18 protein-coding genes and 1 tRNA gene are annotated in these 18,940 nt (G+C 62.4%); 6 read left to right on the plus strand and 13 right to left on the minus strand.

The features are described 5' to 3' along the window. Nucleotides 1–116: 116 nt before the first annotated feature. The 3 genes from cysE to E0H22_RS17630 form a co-directional block, all read right to left on the minus strand. Entirely contained in the window at nucleotides 117–944 is an 828-nt protein-coding gene (gene cysE, locus E0H22_RS17620; RefSeq protein WP_233022290.1) for a serine O-acetyltransferase, read from the minus strand. Between the two features lie 235 nt (nucleotides 945–1,179). Beyond that, on the minus strand, nucleotides 1,180–1,932 hold the full coding sequence (locus tag E0H22_RS17625) for an alpha/beta fold hydrolase (RefSeq protein WP_233022291.1): 753 nt from the start codon (nucleotides 1,930–1,932) through the stop codon (nucleotides 1,180–1,182). Nucleotides 1,933–1,982: 50 nt separating this feature from the next. Beyond that, entirely contained in the window at nucleotides 1,983–3,161 is a 1,179-nt protein-coding gene (locus E0H22_RS17630) for a hypothetical protein (RefSeq protein WP_233022292.1), read from the minus strand. 226 nt (nucleotides 3,162–3,387) lie between these two features. On the opposite strand from E0H22_RS17630, the gene E0H22_RS17635 reads away from it, so the two are divergent. After that, the gene (locus tag E0H22_RS17635; protein WP_233022293.1) at nucleotides 3,388–3,633 is read left to right on the plus strand and encodes a zinc-finger domain-containing protein; all 246 of its coding nucleotides are present in this window, start codon (nucleotides 3,388–3,390) and stop codon (nucleotides 3,631–3,633) included. 9 nt (nucleotides 3,634–3,642) lie between these two features. Next, on the plus strand, nucleotides 3,643–4,806 hold the full coding sequence (locus tag E0H22_RS17640; protein WP_233022294.1) for an FAD-dependent monooxygenase: 1,164 nt from the start codon (nucleotides 3,643–3,645) through the stop codon (nucleotides 4,804–4,806). Nucleotides 4,807–4,813: 7 nt separating this feature from the next. Here E0H22_RS17640 and E0H22_RS17645 read toward each other — a convergent pair whose 3' ends face one another. After that, entirely contained in the window at nucleotides 4,814–5,170 is a 357-nt protein-coding gene (locus E0H22_RS17645) for a twin-arginine translocation pathway signal (protein ID WP_347340800.1), read from the minus strand. 276 nt (nucleotides 5,171–5,446) lie between these two features. Here E0H22_RS17645 and E0H22_RS17650 point away from each other — a divergent pair. Both E0H22_RS17650 and E0H22_RS17655 read left to right on the plus strand, forming a co-directional pair. Then, nucleotides 5,447–5,532: transfer RNA gene (locus E0H22_RS17650), tRNA-Leu, on the plus strand. Nucleotides 5,533–5,591: 59 nt separating this feature from the next. Beyond that, nucleotides 5,592–5,846 carry a hypothetical protein gene (locus E0H22_RS17655; RefSeq protein WP_233022296.1) on the plus strand — a complete coding sequence of 85 codons (255 nt, stop codon included), beginning with the start codon at nucleotides 5,592–5,594 and terminating at the stop codon, nucleotides 5,844–5,846. A 45-nt stretch (nucleotides 5,847–5,891) separates the two neighbouring features. Here E0H22_RS17655 and E0H22_RS17660 read toward each other — a convergent pair whose 3' ends face one another. From E0H22_RS17660 to E0H22_RS17675, 4 genes are all read right to left on the minus strand, one after another. Next, complete coding sequence (locus E0H22_RS17660) at nucleotides 5,892–7,115, minus strand: ABC transporter substrate-binding protein (protein WP_233022297.1); 1,224 nt, start codon at nucleotides 7,113–7,115, stop codon at nucleotides 5,892–5,894. Between the two features lie 153 nt (nucleotides 7,116–7,268). Continuing rightward, nucleotides 7,269–8,225: a PDR/VanB family oxidoreductase gene (locus tag E0H22_RS17665; RefSeq protein ID WP_233022298.1), complete on the minus strand. Its 957-nt coding sequence runs from the start codon at nucleotides 8,223–8,225 to the stop codon at nucleotides 7,269–7,271. Further along, nucleotides 8,222–8,737 carry an MOSC domain-containing protein gene (locus E0H22_RS17670; protein ID WP_233022299.1) on the minus strand — a complete coding sequence of 172 codons (516 nt, stop codon included), beginning with the start codon at nucleotides 8,735–8,737 and terminating at the stop codon, nucleotides 8,222–8,224. The genes E0H22_RS17665 and E0H22_RS17670 overlap by 4 nt, the downstream gene beginning before the upstream one ends. A gap of 82 nt (nucleotides 8,738–8,819) precedes the next feature. Further along, nucleotides 8,820–10,139, minus strand: coding sequence for an MFS transporter (locus tag E0H22_RS17675; protein WP_233022300.1), 1,320 nt, complete (start codon nucleotides 10,137–10,139; stop codon nucleotides 8,820–8,822). 492 nt (nucleotides 10,140–10,631) lie between these two features. Between E0H22_RS17675 and E0H22_RS17680 the strand changes: the two genes are divergently transcribed. Further along, a complete protein-coding gene (locus E0H22_RS17680) occupies nucleotides 10,632–11,195 on the plus strand; it encodes a helix-turn-helix domain-containing protein (protein WP_233022301.1) in 564 nt (187 codons plus the stop codon). A gap of 9 nt (nucleotides 11,196–11,204) precedes the next feature. Here E0H22_RS17680 and E0H22_RS17685 read toward each other — a convergent pair whose 3' ends face one another. The 5 genes from E0H22_RS17685 to E0H22_RS17705 all read right to left on the minus strand — a co-directional run bounded on the left by E0H22_RS17685 (nucleotide 11,205) and on the right by E0H22_RS17705 (nucleotide 17,447). Continuing rightward, complete coding sequence (locus E0H22_RS17685) at nucleotides 11,205–11,966, minus strand: DeoR/GlpR family DNA-binding transcription regulator (RefSeq protein WP_233022302.1); 762 nt, start codon at nucleotides 11,964–11,966, stop codon at nucleotides 11,205–11,207. A 168-nt stretch (nucleotides 11,967–12,134) separates the two neighbouring features. Further along, nucleotides 12,135–13,136, minus strand: a complete 1,002-nt coding sequence (pdxA, locus tag E0H22_RS17690) for a 4-hydroxythreonine-4-phosphate dehydrogenase PdxA (RefSeq protein ID WP_233022303.1) — start codon at nucleotides 13,134–13,136, stop codon at nucleotides 12,135–12,137. Then, nucleotides 13,133–14,386, minus strand: coding sequence for a four-carbon acid sugar kinase family protein (locus E0H22_RS17695; protein WP_233022304.1), 1,254 nt, complete (start codon nucleotides 14,384–14,386; stop codon nucleotides 13,133–13,135). Before E0H22_RS17695 ends, pdxA begins: the two co-directional genes overlap by 4 nt. A gap of 1 nt (nucleotide 14,387) precedes the next feature. Further along, nucleotides 14,388–15,419, minus strand: a complete 1,032-nt coding sequence (locus E0H22_RS17700) for a 2-keto-3-deoxygluconate permease (protein ID WP_283818737.1) — start codon at nucleotides 15,417–15,419, stop codon at nucleotides 14,388–14,390. 396 nt (nucleotides 15,420–15,815) lie between these two features. Further along, complete coding sequence (locus E0H22_RS17705) at nucleotides 15,816–17,447, minus strand: ABC transporter substrate-binding protein (protein WP_430715284.1); 1,632 nt, start codon at nucleotides 17,445–17,447, stop codon at nucleotides 15,816–15,818. A 581-nt stretch (nucleotides 17,448–18,028) separates the two neighbouring features. Here E0H22_RS17705 and E0H22_RS17710 point away from each other — a divergent pair. Further along, nucleotides 18,029–18,337, plus strand: a complete 309-nt coding sequence (locus E0H22_RS17710) for a GIY-YIG nuclease family protein (protein ID WP_233022305.1) — start codon at nucleotides 18,029–18,031, stop codon at nucleotides 18,335–18,337. The last annotated feature ends 603 nt before the right edge of the window (nucleotides 18,338–18,940 follow it).

Here is an 18,940-nt window from a genome sequence, read left to right on the forward strand (position 1 = left end):
GCGCGCGGCTAGGCCATCGTACGAAAATTCACGTCATCCACTGCGCACAATCAATTCAGGCGCAACAAGCTAAAATATCATAACCCGCGAAAGCGGGTGCTCCGATGGCACGCTGCTTACAAACCAAGCGCGTTCAGCATCTGGTTCATCGTACGCGAGGGCTCCGAACAGCCGGCCTCCCCGACGATTTTCGCCGGCACACCTGCCACGGTGACGTTATGCGGCACTGGCTTCACGACGACCGAGCCCGCGGCGATACGCGCGCAATGGCCAACCTCGATATTGCCCAGAATCTTGGCGCCGGCGCCGATGAGAACGCCGCGGCGAATCTTCGGATGACGATCCTCATTTTCCTTCCCGGTGCCGCCGAGCGTCACCCCATGCAGGATCGAGACATCGTCCTCGATGACAGCGGTTTCACCCACGACAAAGCCGGTGGCGTGATCGAGGAAAATACCGCGGCCGATTTTCGCGGCCGGATTAATATCGGTCTGGAAAGCGCCGGAAGCGCGACTCTGCAGATACCACGCAAAATCTTTTCGGCCCTTGTTGTAGAGCCAATGCGCGAGGCGATGCGCCTGGATCGCGTGAAAGCCCTTGAAATAGAGCAACGGGTCGATGAAGCGCGACGTTGCGGGATCGCGGTCGAACACGGCGACCAGATCCGCGCGGAAAGCGTTGCCGATATCGGGATCGTCGCGCAGCGCTTCGTTATAGGTCTGACGGATCAGATCGCCGGACAGCGCCGCGTGATCGAGACGCTCGGCGACACGATGCACCACCGAATCTTCGAGACGGTTGTGATGCAGCACCGTCGAATATATGAAAGACGCAAGCTCGGGCTCGCGATGGACGATGTCCTCGGCCTCGTTGCGAATGCGGTCCCAGATTGGATCCAGGGTTGCGAGTTTCGCGGTGGTAGGATTGGTGCTCTGCACGGCCATGGCGGACTCGCAAATTCATCAACTGGGCGACGATTATAGCACAGCCCCCGCCGCTGCGGCGGAGAGCTTCATGCCATCGTGAATCCCGACTCCCTTAGCATCTGCGCGTTAACTTCTTGAATCAATGCACATTCTGCCAACGAAGCCGGTCCGCCCAATAACCGGGCGTGCGGAAGAAGTGGGCGATCCTGCGGTGAAAACAAGGCCCCTTCCATAACTACCCGCGATGACGTGATCAGCTCTGCCGCGACAGGAAATCGAGCACGCCTTCCTTGTAGACGCGATCGCCGACCGCGCGCATATGGTCGCGATTGGGGATATCGAGCACTTCCGAGCCCGGAATCACCTTTTCGAGATCATGCGCGGAGCCAGCGACATCGTCGGTGGTGCCGACGGCGATCAGCACCGGTATCTTGATGGCGCCAGCTTCTTCATAGGTCATCAACCGGCGCGAGCCGCGCAGGCACGCCGCAAGCGCACGACGATCCGAGCGCGTCTGGTCGGCGAAGGCACGGAAGGTCTTGCCCATGGGATCGGTCACGTCGTCTATCGATGCAGCTTCGAGGGCCGTGGCGACATTCTCGCCGGGACCGCCGCCCTTGATAAGGCCGATGCCGATGCCGCCGAGGATCGCGCAGCGCAGCACTTCCGGATGGCTGTAGGCGATATAGGCAGTGATGCGCCCGCCCATGGAATAACCCATCATGTCGGTACGCTCGATGTTCAAGTGCTTCAGCAGCGCGCGTACATCCGCAGCCATCGTGCCGATGCCGTATTGTTCGGAATCGTAGAGCTTGGTGGAATCGCCATGACCGCGATTGTCGAGAGCGATGACGCGACGGCCATGCTTCTTCAGCTCGGACACCCAGGTCGGATACACCCAGTTGACGTTCTTGCTCGATGCGAAGCCATGCACGAGCACGATGGGCTCGCCCTCGCCTTCATCGAGATAAGAGATTTCGACTGCGCCGTTGTGAAAGCTCGGCATCCAGGATTCCGTCTGATTGTGAGATGCGATGTGGGTGGGGAAAGGCCAATTTAGCCCTGTGCGAAGGCCGGCGCCAGTGCGGGAGGTGACCCGCTTGAGCGTGCGGCCATGTTCTGAAGTAATATGTCCTGGCGCTCCGCGAGTTCGCGCGTGATCCGGCGCGCCTTCGATCGCTGCAAGAGAGACCAGGTGAGGCGCTCAGTGGTCGCCTTGATGGAGATGACGAGGCCGATCAGCATCCACAGCCCCCAGAACAGCCACATGCCGAGCTGGAAGGCTCCGGTAGCGAGAACCACCGCGCCGCGGCCGAACAATTTGATGATTGCCCGTGTCTGCCCGCCTTTCGCAGCGGCCAGTTTCGACACACGCGCCACATCCTTCGGCCCCTGCGCGATGCGCAGCGTATCGAGCGCGCCGCGGGTGCCGGCCTTCTCGCCGACGCGACCGACATCTTTCGCAAGGCGAACAATATCGCCGGCTTTCTCGGTACGGAATGCGGTCTTGATGGCCGCCACGGTCTGGCCCGGCCGGAACACCGAGGCGTTCGCCATCGCCTCCTTCAGCACCGGCCCATCCACCATGCCGCGCGCCGAACGCGCTGTCCAAGCGGTCAGTCCCTCGCCGATCCGCCCGGCCTTGCGCGCATCCTTCACAAGCGTCAGCCCGGCGCGCACGGGAGCCGCGCCGCCTGCGCTGACATAGGTGGCTGCCGTCACCGCTAGGCCTGCTGCCGCAAGGCCTAGAATCAGATGATCGGTTTCTTCGCCGGATACGAGATGCTTGCCTTCGCGCACGGCATCCCGGATATCCCCGAACACGAACAGATCGCCAGCCACCGTGCCCGACAGCGTGGCGAGATCGTCGGCATTGCCGGTAACAAAACCGGTCGCGAAACGTTTGGCAACATTGGACGCCGAGGCGTCGGCAGCAACGGCATCGTTCACACGCTGTGCGAGATCGTCTGGCAGTTTCACGCCCCTCGCCTCCGCGAGGTCGACAAAGCTCCTTGCGAGATCGGCATCCTGATCCGTCAACGCCGCCTCGGTCTGTTTCGCCAGCATATCCGGATCATGACGCAGCGCGGCGCTCACCCGCGCGTCCGCCAGCGCCACCGGATCGTCCTGCGCCAGCAACATCGCGCCCGCGTCACGCGCCTGCGGCCACAGCAGCAAACCGACGGTTGCGCAAACCGCCATTCCCGTCAGGGCCGTATCGAGCCGAAACCGCATGCCAATCCTTATCCTTGCACCTCTTACCAAAGTGGTACGTCACGTTTCGGACACAACCGCCCCGACGAAAGAAGGGCTATCCCGAAACGCCCAAACTGTGTCGAATTTGCAGGACTGAATGCCAGTTCCGCAGTCTAGGAATCAGCGTCCGGGGTCAGTATGGTGCAGCGCACTGAACGGCCGCGATACGCAAAGCGCGCGACTGTTGCAAGCAAAGGTAGATACGATGTCCGACCACGTGGTTCCGCACTTTCACAATGACGCCGGCGTTCCGATCATCGAGATCGGCTCGAAGGAGTTCATGTGCGTGGGCGCGAACCCGCCGTTCGACCATCCGCATGTCTTCCTCGATCTCGGCGACGACAACGAAATCATTTGCCCCTATTGCTCGACCCTGTATCGCTATGCCGCCGATCTCGGCGCAGGTCAGGCCCGGCCGCCTGAATGCGTGGTGAAGGACAAGGCCGCATGATCGACTGACATGAGGTCGTCGCGCACCATCGTCATTGCTGGTGCGGGTATCGGCGGGCTGACATGTGCTCTGGCGCTGGCCGCCAGAGGCTTTCATGTTACTCTTCTCGAAAAGGCGGAGCTGCTTGAAGAAGTCGGCGCCGGCCTGCAGCTATCGCCCAACGCCAGCCGCGTCCTGATCGATCTCGGTCTCGCGCCGATGCTCGCGACCAAGGCGGTCACGCCTGAAACAGTGAGCATCATGACCGCCCGCAGCGGCGGCGAGGTGATGCGCCTGCCGCTGGCGTCGCGCGCCCATCCCGACGCCCCTTACTGGCTGGTACACCGCGCCGACCTGCAGGGTGCCCTTTTGGCAGCCGTACAAAGCCATCCGGACATCGATCTCCGCCTCGCCGCGCCCGTGCAGGACATCGTGGCAACCGACATTGTCCGTGTGGGCGATCTCGAAGCCTCCGCCCTGGTCGGCGCAGACGGCGCCTGGTCCGCGGTACGTGCAAAAACCTTCCCATCCATCCAGCCGCAATTTTCCGGTCTGATGGCATGGCGTGGCACCTGTGATGCCGCCAACCTGCCCGCCGACCTGCGCCCGACCGGCATTCAACTATGGATGGGCCCACGCGCTCATCTCGTCGTCTATCCAATGTCGGCGGGCACACGCATCAATATGGTCGCCATCATCCCCGGCGAGCCGCTCGCCCCCGGCTGGAATGCGCCCGGCGCGCGCGATGACATCGATCTGCATTTCAGCAGGGCGCGCTGGCCCGCCAATGCGCGCGCCATGATCGCCGCCATCGACAATTGGGGCCGTTGGCCGCTGTATACGATGCCCGATGGCGGCGCCTGGCACAGCGGCCGCATCGCGCTAATCGGCGACGCCGCCCATGCTATGCTGCCCTTTGCCGCGCAAGGCGCCGGCATGGCGATCGAAGATGCCACCACACTGGCGCAGTGTCTCGGCGAGACAGAGAGCAACGACGAACTTCCGGCGGCGCTGGCGCGCTATACCGCGCTCAGACGACCGCGCGTCACCCGCGTCCAGCGCACGGCCAGGCAGCAAGGGCAAATCTATCATCTGCAGGGGCCGATGGCCTTCGCCCGAGATACGGTCATGCGCCTGCTCGGCCCGCGGCGGCTGCAGGCACGGCAGGACTGGATCTATCACTGGCGGCTGTAGAACGCGATCAATGCCCGCGAGACCGCTTGGCAGGTGCCGCGGGCGCTGGTGCTGGCGGCGCCGGGGAGGCTACGCATTTGTTCTTCTGCCATTGCTCATCGGCGAGCTTGGCCTGGGCGCGGGTCGAGATGTAATCGTTGCGATAGGCGAGTTCGCCGACCACGCTCCCGGCAGCGCCAGTCTGCGCCTTGTCGATCAGTCCTTGCAACTCGGCGGTCCGCGTCTGCAGCCGCTTGCGTTCGGCTTCCAGCTGCGGGCAGTCTGTCAGATCGTAGATCGACGGATCGACGAACGCCCCGGACAACGCGCCGTCCCCCATGCTAGCGCAGCCGCCAAGCTGGACGGCGAGCAACAGCGAAGCCACTGCAACGATGCGGGATGGCACAAGAGAGCAAGAGGGGCGAGTCAGCATCGGAACTTTCTAAAGCATGATCCCGAAAAGTGGATACTGGTTTTCGGACAAGATCATGCTCTAACACCAGGAAAACGAGAGGTCTGCTTCGCCGAGGATAAATCGGCCCCCGGGCGGGCAATGTTGAGGTTGCGTAAAGCAGCGCCGGGTGGCCGGATTGAGGCCGAAGCGCTTTGGCAAATATCCGATTTGGCGCGGCGGCCATTTGCGGCTATGGAGACGCGGCCTGCCCCCTTGATGGAATTGGTAGACATACAAGACTTAAAATCTTGAGTCCTCTGGGCGTGCCGGTTCGAGTCCGGCAGGGGGCACCATCTCGCCAGCGCCGTAATCCGCCATGGACGAAACGCCTCTCATTGCCTAAATCATGCTTATGAAGAACCAGGCACCCTGGGCCCAAAAGGTTTTCGACGAGCCGCGCGTCGGTTTCGTCGCCGAATATGGCTCACAACTGCATCCGCTGGTGAAGCCACCGGAGCCACTGCTCACGCCTGGGCCATCGCCGCTCGACAAGATCATCGACGAAGACCGCCTCGGCTTTGCCGAAGCGCAGCGCGCCGACAGCGCGCGGCGTGCTGCCCTTGTCGCAAAACTGCGCAGGCGGGGCCGCAAACCGCAGACCGCCTAGGACGGTCGGGCTCGGGCGAGCCCAACCGCTTCCGTTGACGCTTTCCTACTTCTTCGCCGTCACCATCGGGCATACGCTTGCCGACAACGGCGGGAAGGCTTCCTCGCTCTTCACGGTCGCGAGGATCTTCAGCACGTCATAGGGATCGCTGACCTCGTTCTGCTTCCTCACCTCGGCCAGATACATGTCATGGACCATCAGATTGTCCGGACGCAGCTTGCCGTTGCGCAGGAATGCATCGTCAAAGGTGCGGCCCTGCAGGTCCTTCACCACCGCCGCGGGATCCTTGGTGTTGGCCGCTTCCACCGACTTGATGTAGTTCAGCGTCGATGAATAGACGCCGGCCTGCATCATGCTCGGCGGCTTGCCCATCTTGGCCGCATAGCGCTTGGAGAATTCGCGCGTCCGATCGTCCATGTTCCAGTAGAAGCCCGACGTCACCAGCAGTCCCTGCGCGCTCTTCAGGCCGACGCTGCGGATGTCGTTCACATCAAGCAGCAGCGCGATCATCTTCTGATCGCCGCCCATCAGGCCGAACTCCTCGGCCTGTTTGATGACGTTCTGGGTATCGCTGCCGGCATTGGCAACGGCGATTACCTTGGCGCCCGATGATTTCGCCGTCAGAATCTGCGAGGAGAAATCCGCCGTATTGATCGGATGCGGCGCGCGGCCGAGCGACTTGCCGCCACCCCTCACGGCGACTTCGGTGACGTCGCGTTCCAGCGCCTGGCCGAACGCATAGTCGGCGACGATAAAGAACCAGCTGTCGCCGCCGCGCTGAAGCATCGCCTTCCCCGCGACATTGGCGAGCGCATAGGTCGTGTAGGTCCACTGGATGAAATTCGGCGAACAGAATTTTCCGCTCAGATCCGCGGAGCCGCCGGCAGATGTGATAAACATCTTGTTGCGTTCCTTGGCGAAAGTCTGCACCGCAATACAGACCGACGACACCGGCACATCGAGAATGACGTCGACGCCCTCCTGATCGTACCACTGGCGCGCGATATTGCCGCCGACATCGGGTTTGTTGAGATGATCCGCGGAGATCAGCTGGATCGGCTTGCCGAGCGCCTTGCCGCCGCATTCGTCGATGGCAAGCTGAGCTGCAGCAACGGAGCCTGCGCCGCCATTGTCGGCGAACAGACCCGTCATGTCGGTGAGCACGCCGAATTTCAGCGGGGTATCGCTCGCTGCGCGGACCATGGCCGGCGATGCGATGCCCGCGAGGCTGGTAGCCCCGAGACCAGCCAAGAACGTACGACGCTTCATGTTTGTTTTCTCCCTGTTTTGATTTTTATTGGCGGGAGATTGCGTGGTGACGCGCGGTGACGCAAGCCATCGTCGTATGTTTTAGATCAAAGAGTCGCGAATTCACATATATGAATGGATGGATAGATGAGGCGCGCGACTCATCCGCACACTTTAGAGATCGAGCACCAATCGCTCGCTGGCTGAGCCTGCGACACAAACCAGCAAACTGCGCGTGCGTTCTGCTGGAGATAACGCCCGATCGCGATGAACCGGCTCGCCTTCGAGCCAACCGACCCTGCAAGCGCCGCAGATGCCGCCACAGCAGGAGGTCGGCACGTCAACACCGAGCGTCGTCAGCGCCTGCAACATGCTCTCGCCGGCACCGACGGCAATGTCACGCCCCGAACGCGCAAGCACCAGCGTGTAGGGACGCGCCTGCGGATCGACCGGCAGCGGCGGGGCGACGAAGCGCTCGACATGAACATGCTCCGCAGACCAGCCGCATGCCGCCTGTTCGAAATCGCTGATCATGGTTTCCGGGCCACAGCAACCGATGCCTGTATCCGTTGCCGCAAGGCCGACCAATGCGGCGATGTCGGGCCGCCCGGTGACCGCCGTATCGTGGACAACTGCATGGCCGCTGTCGATCATCAACGCGAGCAGATCGGCCAGCGGCGGCGGACCACGGGTGATCATATGCAGCGTAAAGGCATCGCGCCCGGTTCGGCGGAGTTGCGCCGCGGCCGATAGAAACGGCGTGACGCCGATGCCTCCGGCCACGAAGACGAAGCGCGACAGATGCGGCGCGAGTTGCAATCCACCACGCGGCAGGGACACGCCGATGGCGTCGCCCTCCCTCACCTCATCATGCAAATGGACCGAGCCTCCGCGTCCATTCGCCTCGCGCTTCACGGCAAAGATATAGCGCGCGTTGTCGGCAGGATCATTGCACAGCGAATAAGTACGGATCATCCCGTTTGCCAGATGCAGATCGATATGCGCACCGGGCTTGAACGGCGGCAGCTCCCAGCGATCCGGATCCACCAGCGTGAACAGCTTGATGCCCGCACCGCCATCCGCGATGCGGTCCACCACCGTCTTGACCGTGATGACCGGCACTGCCGTCATTGCAGGCTCCGCACGAGATCGCCGACACGCACCGTGCCGCCCTGCAGGATCTTGCAGTTCAGACCCGAGCGGTTGATCAACGGATCGAAGATCGCCTTGCCGGTGATTTCCTCGATATGCCGGCACGGAATCGACAGCCGCGTCGCCTCGAGCAGCGTTTCGCCGAGCCAGAACTGCTTTCCGACTAGATGCGTGAGCGGCACGCCGACGGTCGTCACATTGCGGCGATGCTCCTCCACACCGAGCTCGATATTATGATCGCGCTTCAGCGCGATCAGCGTTTCATACTCGAACAGCGTGACCTGCCGTCCCTCCTCCGGCTTCTGCGAGTAAAACCCCTCTTCCCGGCCGATCATATAACGATCGCCTTCGATGCCCTTGCCGGCGATCAAGGTCAGTTCGGGCATTTCACGCATCGGCAGGAAGGCCCGTGGCGTGATGTGGAGATGACGCACGACGCCGGTCCACGAGAAAGCTGCAGCGTCAGTTTTTGGGCTCACGATATCAAGCATGCTTATGTTCCTTTCGCGCTCATACAGCGCGGCAAGTGGCAAGGATGCGGAGCGGCATTACGTGTCGCTCCGCATGGGATGATCAGGTCAGCTCCTTGTTCGCCATCTCCGGCGCGAACCAGGTGGCCGTTGCGGTGACGCACGCACAGAAGATCAGGAACAGTGACACCGGCCAGGTGGCACCAGCCCAGGCCATCAGCGATGCCGCGATCAACGGGCTGAAGCCACCGCTGATGGCTGCTCCCACCTGGAAGCCGAGCGAGGCCCCACTATAGCGCAGCTTTGCGGTGAACAGTTCCGAATACCAGGGCGCACCGATGCCGAACATCACCATCTGGCCGAACGAGATCGCCACCACGATGGTGAGGATCACGATCGCGGGATCGCGGGTGTCGAGCAACCAGAACATCGGGAACGCGAAAGCGGCCGAGAACAGGCAGCTCGCATAGAACATTGTCTTGCGGCCGACCTTGTCCGACAGCCAGCCGAAGAACGGAATCGAAAACAGCGCAACGAAGGAAGCAATGAAGACGCCATTCAGGACCAGCGTACGCGACAAGCCGAGTTTGGTGGTCGCATAGGACATGATGAACACGCCGGCGATGGAGGCATAGGCGATTTCCGAGATCTTCAGGCCGACCGCGGTGAAAAACGGCTTGCGGTGATATTTGAAGATGTCGACGATCGGCATCTTCGCGACTTCATTCTTGGCCTTGAGCGCGCGGAAGGCCGGGGTCTCCTCCATGCTCATGCGGATCCACAGGCCGACACCGACCAGCAGGATCGAGAGCAGGAACGGAATGCGCCAGCCATAGCTCATGAACTGTTCCTCCGGCAGCTGCGAGACCAGCGCGAACATGCCGATGGCCGCGAGATTGCCGACGGGATTGCCCACCTGAACCATGCTGCCGAGAAAACCGCGTTTATGGGTCGGGCAATTCTCCACCACCATCAGCACCGCACCGCCCCATTCGCCGCCAAGACCGATGCCCTGCATGAAACGCAAAACGATCAAAAGGATCGGCGCCGCGATGCCGATCTGCGCATAGGTCGGCAGCAGGCCGATGGCGAATGTGCCGATACCCATCACCATGATCGTGATAGCAAGCATCGCCTTGCGGCCGACACGGTCGCCGTAGTGACCGAAAATCGCCGCACCAAGCGGACGCGCGAGAAAGCCGACCGCATAGGTGCCGAAGGCTGCGATGACAGCCGACGCTGCATCGCCCGTCGCGAAGAAGATTTTGTTGAAGACCAGCGCGGTTGCCGCGCCATAGATCAGGAAGTCATACCACTCGACGGCGGTGCCGATGACGCTCGACCAGACGATCTTGCGCATGGCCGCGGCATCGTCGGGCCCCTTAATTGTTGTGGCTGCGTGAAAATCTTCAGCGACGGTCATGTTCACTCCTTCAAAAGACATGTTCAGTTTCAGGCGCGCACTCTTTCGTTCCGCATCGCGACATCTCGCGGTGCAGTCCGGTCGTCTCGTAAACTCTCGTGTTGGTGGTCGTGCAGATTGGTGCGACGACCGCTCTTCAGCCTCTCAGCAATGGTGGGGAAACGTCCCGCTTGACGGATGGCAATGTCCCGTCATTCCCTCATGCTCTTCGATCCCCTGTCACAAAGCGAGCATGTTTACTGTGAGAAATCAACGGCACTAAAATCGGCAGATGCCACCGAATGCAGCAGAGCGTGTGTTTTGCCTTTGCTAGACGCAAGATTCGACGGATTCCGGTCCGCTCTGCCTAAATTATCCTTGCCCTTGCCGGAAATATCTGCAGCTATGTTTTCCATTGGAAACACCTCGACACTGCGACGGCCGTGTCGTCACGGGCATGCGCGGCGGCGCCTGTTGGCAGATCCTGAATGGTCGCTCAAAGGGAGATCGAGGTTGCTTGACGTCAGTAAGAATGCGGTCGGTTTCAATCTGAAGCAGTTGCGCACGGCCAAGGGCCTGACCCTCGATCAGCTCGCGAGCCAGAGCGAGTTGACGCGCGGTTATATTTCGCTGGTCGAACGCGGACTGAAAACGCCGTCGGTGAACGCCCTGCTCCGCCTTGCCGCCGCGCTCGAGGTCAACGTCACCTATCTGTTCGATCCCAATCCCACACCGGCGCCGCGCTACACGTTATTCCGCCAGAGCGAACAGCACTCGCCGGTTCAGGACGACGGTTTCGATCTGGTCGCGCTCGCCGCCAGTCGAACACGGAAGATGATGGAGCCCTTTCTCATCCGTCCGCCACTCAAATTGGCGCCCCGCGCCTCTCACGCCGGCGAGGAATTCCTGTTCGTCATCTCAGGCAAGATGGCAATCAGATTCGAAGACGAAGAGATCATTCTGGCCAAAGGCGACTGCCTGTATTTCGCAGGCGAAACACCACACTGGATCCGCAGCATCGGCAAGACGAAGGCCGATGTGCTGCTCATCGTGTCGGCCACATCGCCGCCGCGCTGACGCCGAGCTTTATCCTGCCACCACGACTCTTGCGCCACTGGCAGCGAACATCGCCCGTTGATTGTTCGGCGCGTCGCCATCGGTCACCAGCGTCCAGTGCGGCGGCAGCGGTGCCCAGGCGTCCTGCTCGGCGCGGCCGAGCTTACCGGCATCGGCCAGCACGATCACATCCTTCGCCTGCTGCATCATCAGTGATTTCAGCGCGACCTGTTCGAGATCGGCCTCGCACAGGCCGCGTCCGTTGACGACACCGTCGGCGCTCATGATGGCGCGATCCGCCGTCATGCGGCGCAGCGCTTCGGCCGCAAGCGGCCCCATGGTGCTCATGCTGGTGGCACGGATCGCGCCGCCGAGCACGATCAGTTCGATGCCCGGCGCTTTGGCGAGGAAAGGCAGCAGCGCGAGATTGTTGGTGATGATACGCAGCTTGCGCTGCAGCAGCAGCCGGCCGAAGGCGGCCACCGTGGAGCCGGCATCGAGGATCAGCGTCTCTCCGTCCTTGACGAGATCGGCTGCTGCCTGAGCGATCGCCTGCTTGGCCTTGCCCTGCACGGCAATCCGCTGATCGAGCGTCGCCTCGGCGACATGCCCGGCCAAGATGGCGCCGCCATAGGTGCGACGCACATGATTGTTCCTGGAAAGAAACTGCAGGTCGCGGCGAACGGTAGAGGCAGAGACGTCGAAGCGACGGGCGAGATCATCGACGTCGATCTCGCCCGCATTCAACGCATCGAGCAGGCGCGCTCGCCGTTCTTTGCTCCGCATCGACATGCCTAGCCGCCCCACTCCCTGTGCCCCGGACGCAATGCGATACGCAGTATCGCTTCGCAGAGCCGGGGCCGTCACGAATACCGGCGCCTTGTGCGGTCCCGGTTCTGCTAGGCAGCGTTGCACGCCGCATCGCGCCCGGGACACGGATGGGTCATTGCACGGATCGCGTCAAGCCGGCTTGGCGCCCGGCGCCAGATCCACCGCCTGACGCAGCGCCTCGATCAGGCTGCGCTCGTCGGCAATGCCCTTGCCGGCGATATCGAAAGCAGTGCCGTGATCCACCGAGGTGCGGATCACCGGCAAACCAACCGTGATGTTCACGCCGGATTCGAGGCCGAGCACCTTGATCGGCCCGTGACCCTGATCGTGATACATGGCGACCACCATGTCGTAGTCGCCGCGGCCGGCGAGGAAGAACAGCGTATCGGCTGGCAGCGGGCCGCGCACGTCCCACCCCTTTTTCTGGCAGGCCTCCACGGCGGGCGTGATCTTCTCCGCCTCCTCACCATAGCCGAACAGGCCGTTCTCACCGGCATGCGGATTGATGGCGCAGACGCCGATCTTCGGGGTCTTGATCCCTGCCTTCACCAGTACATCGTGGCCGCGCGTGATCACGCGCTCGACCAGCCCCGGCTCGATCTTCCGGATGGCGTCGATCAGCCCGATATGCGTGGTCACGTGAATGACGCGCAATTTCGGCGAGACCAGCATCATGGACACTTCCGGCGTGCCGGTGAGGTGCGCGAGCAGCTCGGTGTGACCGGGATATTTGTGGCCGGCCGCATGCAGCGCTTCCTTCGACAGCGGCGCGGTGCAGATGCCCTGGGCAAGCCCGGCCTGCACCACCTGCACGGCCCTTTCGATGTAGCGATAGGCGGCTTCACCAGCCACCGGCGACATCTGACCGAACGGCAGGTCTTCGGGCACGATCTTCAGATCGACGCACTGCACGTTCTTCGACGTGAAATTCGCATCCTTCGCGTCGACCAGAGAATCGACGTCGAGCGACGTGCCGACGATCTTGCCAGCCTGACGCAGGCGGCCGGCATCGCCGATCACCAGCATGTTGCACAGCGCCTGCGCTTCCGGCTGCGCCAACGCCTTCATGATCACTTCGGGGCCGATGCCGGCCGGATCGCCCATGGTGATCGCAATGGTCGGACGGGTCATGAGAAGCTTCCTTTGGTTCGGACGGCGCGAAGGCGTTCGCTAATACGGATAAGACTCATCTCGTCACCAAAGGCACCGGCCTTGGTGGCGATCGGCACAGAGAGTTGCCCGAGGGTTTGACCGAGCGAAACGCCCGGCTCGATCTCATCGGCAAGGCGTATGCCATTGACGCCAAAGCGCGACAGCAGCGCGGCGGCGGTCTCGCCGCCTGTGGCAGCGAAGGCGCCGATGGCAGGCGCGATGCTTTCCAGTGTCACGGCAAGGCCATCGGCGAGCTTGGGACCGAGCGCCATGTTCGGACGATCGTCCATCATGATCTCGACCAGCGCATCGCCGCCGGACGTCAGATGCTTGGACACATCAGCGGCAAGCCTTGCGCGCTCGGGCGCGGAAGCATCGAGCAGGGTTTCGGGCGCCACCGGAAAATGTTTGACGGTACCGGTTTCATCAAGTTTTTTCGCAGCCGAGCGCGATGCGCCGGCGAGTGAGCCGACGACGATCAACGTGCCCTTCTCGCTGACAGGAATGCGCAGCGGTGCGACCGCCGTGCCGGCGCCGAGACCGGCAAGCGCATGCGCAAGGCCTGCGCTGCCGATGAAGAACGTCGCCTTCGAGGCATGGGGGCTTGCTTCAGCGATCAAATGCAGATCGTTATCGGTCTCAGCATCGCAGCACGCGACGACATCGCCTTCAGCCGCGAGCTTCGTGAGAACAGCTTTCAGATTGCCGCCGCGAATGGTGGCGAGCGTCACTTTCGCGCCGCGGATGCCGGCAGTGGCCAGCACATCGACAAGATCGGCATTCGGATAGGTATGGTCGCGCTGCCAGACTTCGGCCTCCTCGAGCGGGCTTCCCTTGACAAGAATGCGTCCGTCGACGGTGGTGCGGCCGGTGGCCGGAAAGGCCGGCGCAAACACGCCGAAGCCAGCCCCAAGATTGGCCTTGAGAAAGTCGAGCGCGGCCTTGGTCTCGGCGGCGGGCTGTCCCCGCAACGTCGAATCGATTTTCTTGAACAGCTTGCGGCCGGGTTCGCACAGGCGTGTGAGGATATCCGCATGCCGCTGCGCAGCGTCCACGGCACTCATGCCGCGGCTCGCTGCATCATAGGCCAGCACCGGAAGCTGGTGATCCGACGCATCGGATACTTCGCCCCATGTCACCGCGGCAATGCTTCCCCGCCGCCCGAAGGCGATGGCGCAGTCCGCAGCACCGGTGAGATCGTCCGCGAGGATCAGCCAGCGATCCGTCATGTCAGTGTCCGGTTGCCGGAGCCGAGGATGCCGGCGCCTGCGCGGGCGTGGTCGTTTCTTCTTCCACCGGCTCCACGTCGCGGCCGACGATCTTTGCAGTCCATGCGGTGGCGATCGGCACCAGGATGGCGGTGACGACGACACAGGCCGCAACGAGGATGGTCGCAGGCGCAGCGGCTTCTGCATAGGCCGGATTGGCGGCAGCGACGATGGCAGGCACGGCGGCGGCGTTACCGGCCGTCGAAGCCGCGGCAACACCGGCGACGCCGTTACCGCCGATCAGACGATCAGCGAAGAACAGTGGAATGCCCGTGAACACGACGACGGCGACACCCATGCCGAGACCGAGCAGACCGGCTTGCCAGACCTTGCTGAGATCGAGGCCAGCACCGAGCGCGAAGGCAAAGAACGGGATCATCACCGGAATCGCCGCGCTGAGAAAAGCGCGCATGTCGCGATCGAGATTGCCGATCAGCATGCCAACGGCCAGCGGCAGGATGGCGCCGACCAGCGTCTGCACCGGGAAAGCCGAGAGGCCGGCCACGCCGAGCGTGATCATGGTGAGAAACGGACCGCTTTCCAGCGACATGATTGTGTAAGCGCCAACGTCGCGCGGACGGCCGTACTGGCCCATCAGCGCCATGTAGAGACCGCCATTGGTGTCATTCATGGACGCGACGATGGCGAGGGTCGAGAGACCGGCGAACATGCCGGCGGAAACCGGAGCTTCAGCGAAGCCGAGGACGCGGCCGAAGATCAGGCCGAGCACCATGGCGGTGCCGACCTTCACCAGCAGCAGCGTGCCGCCCTTCTTGACGATATAGGGGGTCGCCTTGAAGTCGATGCTGGCGCCCATGCAAACGTAGAAAACGGCCAAAATGGTCAAAGCACCGGAAAACAGCGCGCCGGTGAACGAGCCGAAATATTTCGGGGTGCCGGGAAAAAAGGTCGCGATCAGGGCGCCGGCCAGAAGCGGGACCACCATCATACCGCCGGGGACCTTTTCAATCGCCCGCTTGATTGGAATCTGCATGTTGAACTCCCGGTCTGCGCGTTTTGCGCATCAATCCATTATTCATTCCGCGCAATTCGCCCGTATGGCCTCAGCGCGGGCGGCGGTTTATGCGCGTGACGCGCAAATGACAACCCCGATTTGCGCAATTCGCGCATCTCTTAAAAGCGTCTTAATCCGGCAGTGTTCCGGGGGCATTGCCGCAAGGATGCCGCAAGACGGCGGGACGCCGCGTCGAAAGGGCCTCAAATAGCGGTATAAAGAGACCGTTTGCTGCAAGGAAGCCGCAGCCCTGCCCCTGCTTTGCCGCAGCCGCCGCCGGTTTGCCGCAAGAAAAAGCGCCGGCCTGAGGGGTCCAGGCCGGCGCTTCGGTCTTTTGGTGTGTCAGCAGCGAGGCAGCAAATGCCCCGGCGCCGATCAGTCCTTCTTGTCGATGTTCCAGAACACCGGGGTCGCGGCGCCCGGCAGCACGCCGGTCAGGGAGGTGCGCCACACGCTCGGAATCTGGTATTCGCCGAGCGGCAGATAGGCGACCTGCTCGAGCGCACGCGCCTGGACTTCCGCAGCGATCTTCTTCTGCTCATCCGGCGACGAGGCACGCGCATATTTGTCACGCAGCTCTTCGATCTTCGCGTCCTCGAACCAGCCGAACCAGCCGCCCTTCGTGCCGCGGCCCGAGACCGAGACGTTGGAGACCGGGTTGAGGATGTCCGCACCGACCCAGTTGGTGAAGAACATGTTCCAGCCGCCTTCCTTCACCGGCTTCTGGCTGGCGCGACGGGTCACGACGGTCTGCCAGTCGGTGGCCTGCACTTCGACCTTGAAGCCGGCATCGCGCAGCAGCTGCGCCGCCACGATCGGCTGCGCCTTCAGCGACGACACATCGGTCGGCGCCATGATCACCACGGGCGTGCCGTCATAACCGGATTCCGCGAGTGCCTTCTTGGCTTCCGCCATGCCGCTGCCCTTGACCAGGGTCTCGGAGCCGACATCGGCGGCATTCGGCGTATCGCAGCCGAACATGGCGCCGCAGATCTTCATGTACTTCGCATCGCCGACCAGTGCGTCGAGCACCGGCTTCTGGTTCATCGCCAGGAAAGCCGCGCGGCGAACCTTGACGTTATCGAACGGCGGCAACAGGAAGTTCATGCGGCCGAGCGTCTGGTAGCCGAGCTTGTTCAGGATCTCGATCTTGAGCTCCTTGTCCTTGGCAAGAATCGGCAGCAGATCGTAGGGACCGTTCTCCATGAAATCGATGTCGCCGGACTGCAGCGCGTTCACCGCAGTCTGCGCATCGGGCATGGTGATCCATTCAACGCGATCGACCTTCACCACCTTGCCGCCCGAGGCCCAATCCGGCGGCTCCGAACGCGGCACGTAGTCCTTGTTCTTCTCGTAGACGGCCTTCACGCCCGGCTGGAATTCAGCCTGCACGAACTTGAACGGACCCGAACCGATCTGCTCGGGGATCGCCTTGCCCGCCGGCGTTTCAGCGAGTCGCTTCGGCATCATGAACGGCACCAGCGACGACGGCTTGGCGATGGAGTCGAGCACGAGGCCGTAGGGCTCCTTCAGCGTCAGCACGATGGTCTTGGCGTCGGGCGCCTCGATGCTCTTGGTGAAGTCCATGAGCTTCTGGCCCATGCCGTCATTGCGGCCCCAGCGCTGCAGCGATGCGACGCAGTCTTCCGCCGTCACCGGCTTGCCGTCATGCCACTTCAGGCCATCGCGCAACGTGAAAGTGTAGACGAGCTTGTCGTCCGACACCTTGAACTCCGCCATCTGCGGCTTGATCTCGAATTTCGAATTGATCGCCAGCAGCGTGTCGTAAACCATGTAGCCGTGATCGCGCACGATATAGGCGGTGGTGATGCCGGGATCGAGCACGCGCAGATCGGAATGCATCACTGCGGTGATGGTCTTGCCGGCCGCCTCGGCGGGCGAGGACATCATCGGCAGCGCAACTATCGGAAGTGCAAGTGCCATCGCAAGCGCGATGCCCGGCAGCGTCGTTTTCGTAAAGGCTGCAGAGTGCCGCCAACGTGACATGATAGACATTCGATCTCTCCTGACTGGATTCTGATCACAGGCCGATGATTGCTTATGCAACGCGATCTATTTTTGAGCGCTTCGCAAACTGTCTTTATCATTTAGACTTCAAAGACTTGCATCAAGCTCGTTGCGCGTCAATCGCGATTTCGATGTCGTGCAGAGATGCGATGCGGCCTGCGACGAAATGCGGAGTGTGAACCGCGAAAGAAGTTTGAGAGCAGCTTCCCGTTCACTCCGTCCTCATCCTGAGGAGCGCGTTCCTGCGCGCGTCTCGAAGGATGGCCGTACGTTCGAGCCAAGCCAGCTCATGGTTCGAGACGGCGCGCTGCGCCTCCTCACCATAAGGGCAGCGAGTGAGACTGACATGGACAAAGCGGGCGCGCATTCACTCAGCCCCTCATCCTGAGGAGCGGCCGCAGGCCGCGTCTCGAAGGATGGCCGCACGCTCCGAGCCAAGCCAGCTCATGGTTCGAGACGGCGCGCCGCGCCTCCTCACCATGAGGGCACGGTGGCGAGGCGCTTGACTCTATAACGGCAAGCGCGATCCTCGCATCGGCTGACAGCGGGGCGAGACGCGCATGCTGGACGGGGCTTATGTCTACATCCTGCGATGCGCGGACCGCAGTTACTATGTCGGCGTCACCCGCCGCGATCCCGAACTGCGACTGGCACAGCACAATGCCGGGAGCTTTCCCGGCTATACGCTTACCCGCCGTCCCGTTGAAATGGTCTTCGTCGAATGGTTCGAGCAGATCACCGATGCCATTGAAAGCGAGCGCCAAATCAAACGCTGGAGCCGCGCCAAGAAGGAAGCTCTGATCCGCGGCGATTTTGCCGCGCTGCGGGTGCTGGCGTCGCGGAAGGGACGGAACAAGCCGACGGAGTGACTGACGGCGGAGTTTTGCTGCACATGGTTCGAGACGGGCGCTCCGCGCCTCCTCATCATGAGGGTGGTGTGTGGGGCTGATATGGACAAAGCGGCGGCGCACTCTGCTCCTCATCACACTCCGTCCCTCATCCTGAGGAGCGCGCAAAGCGCGCGTCTCGAAGGATGGCGGCACGCTCGGAGGGCCTGCAGCTCATGGTTCGAGACGCGCGCGTTGCGCGCTCCTCACCATGAGGGGAGCGTGCGGGGCTGATATGGACAAAGCAGCGGCGCACCCTGCTCCTCATCACACTCCGTCCCTCATCCTGAGGAGCGCGCAAAGCGCGCGTCTCGAAGGATGGCGGCACGCTCGGAGGGCCTGCAGCTCATGGTTCGAGACGGCGCTCCGCGCCTCCTCACCATGAGGGACGGTGTGTGGGGCTGATATGGACAAAGCGGCGGTGCACTCTGCTCCTCATCACACTCCGTCCCTCATCCTGAGGAGCGCGCAAAGCGCGCGTCTCGAAGGATGGCGGCACGCTCGGGGCCTGCAGCTCATGGTTCGAGACGGCGCTCCGCGCCTCCTCACCATGAGGGACGGTGGGTGTGCGCTGAAAACAAAAAA

The organism is Rhodopseudomonas boonkerdii (genome assembly GCF_021184025.1).
GTDB classification, from domain to species: Bacteria; Pseudomonadota; Alphaproteobacteria; order Rhizobiales; family Xanthobacteraceae; genus Tardiphaga; species Tardiphaga boonkerdii.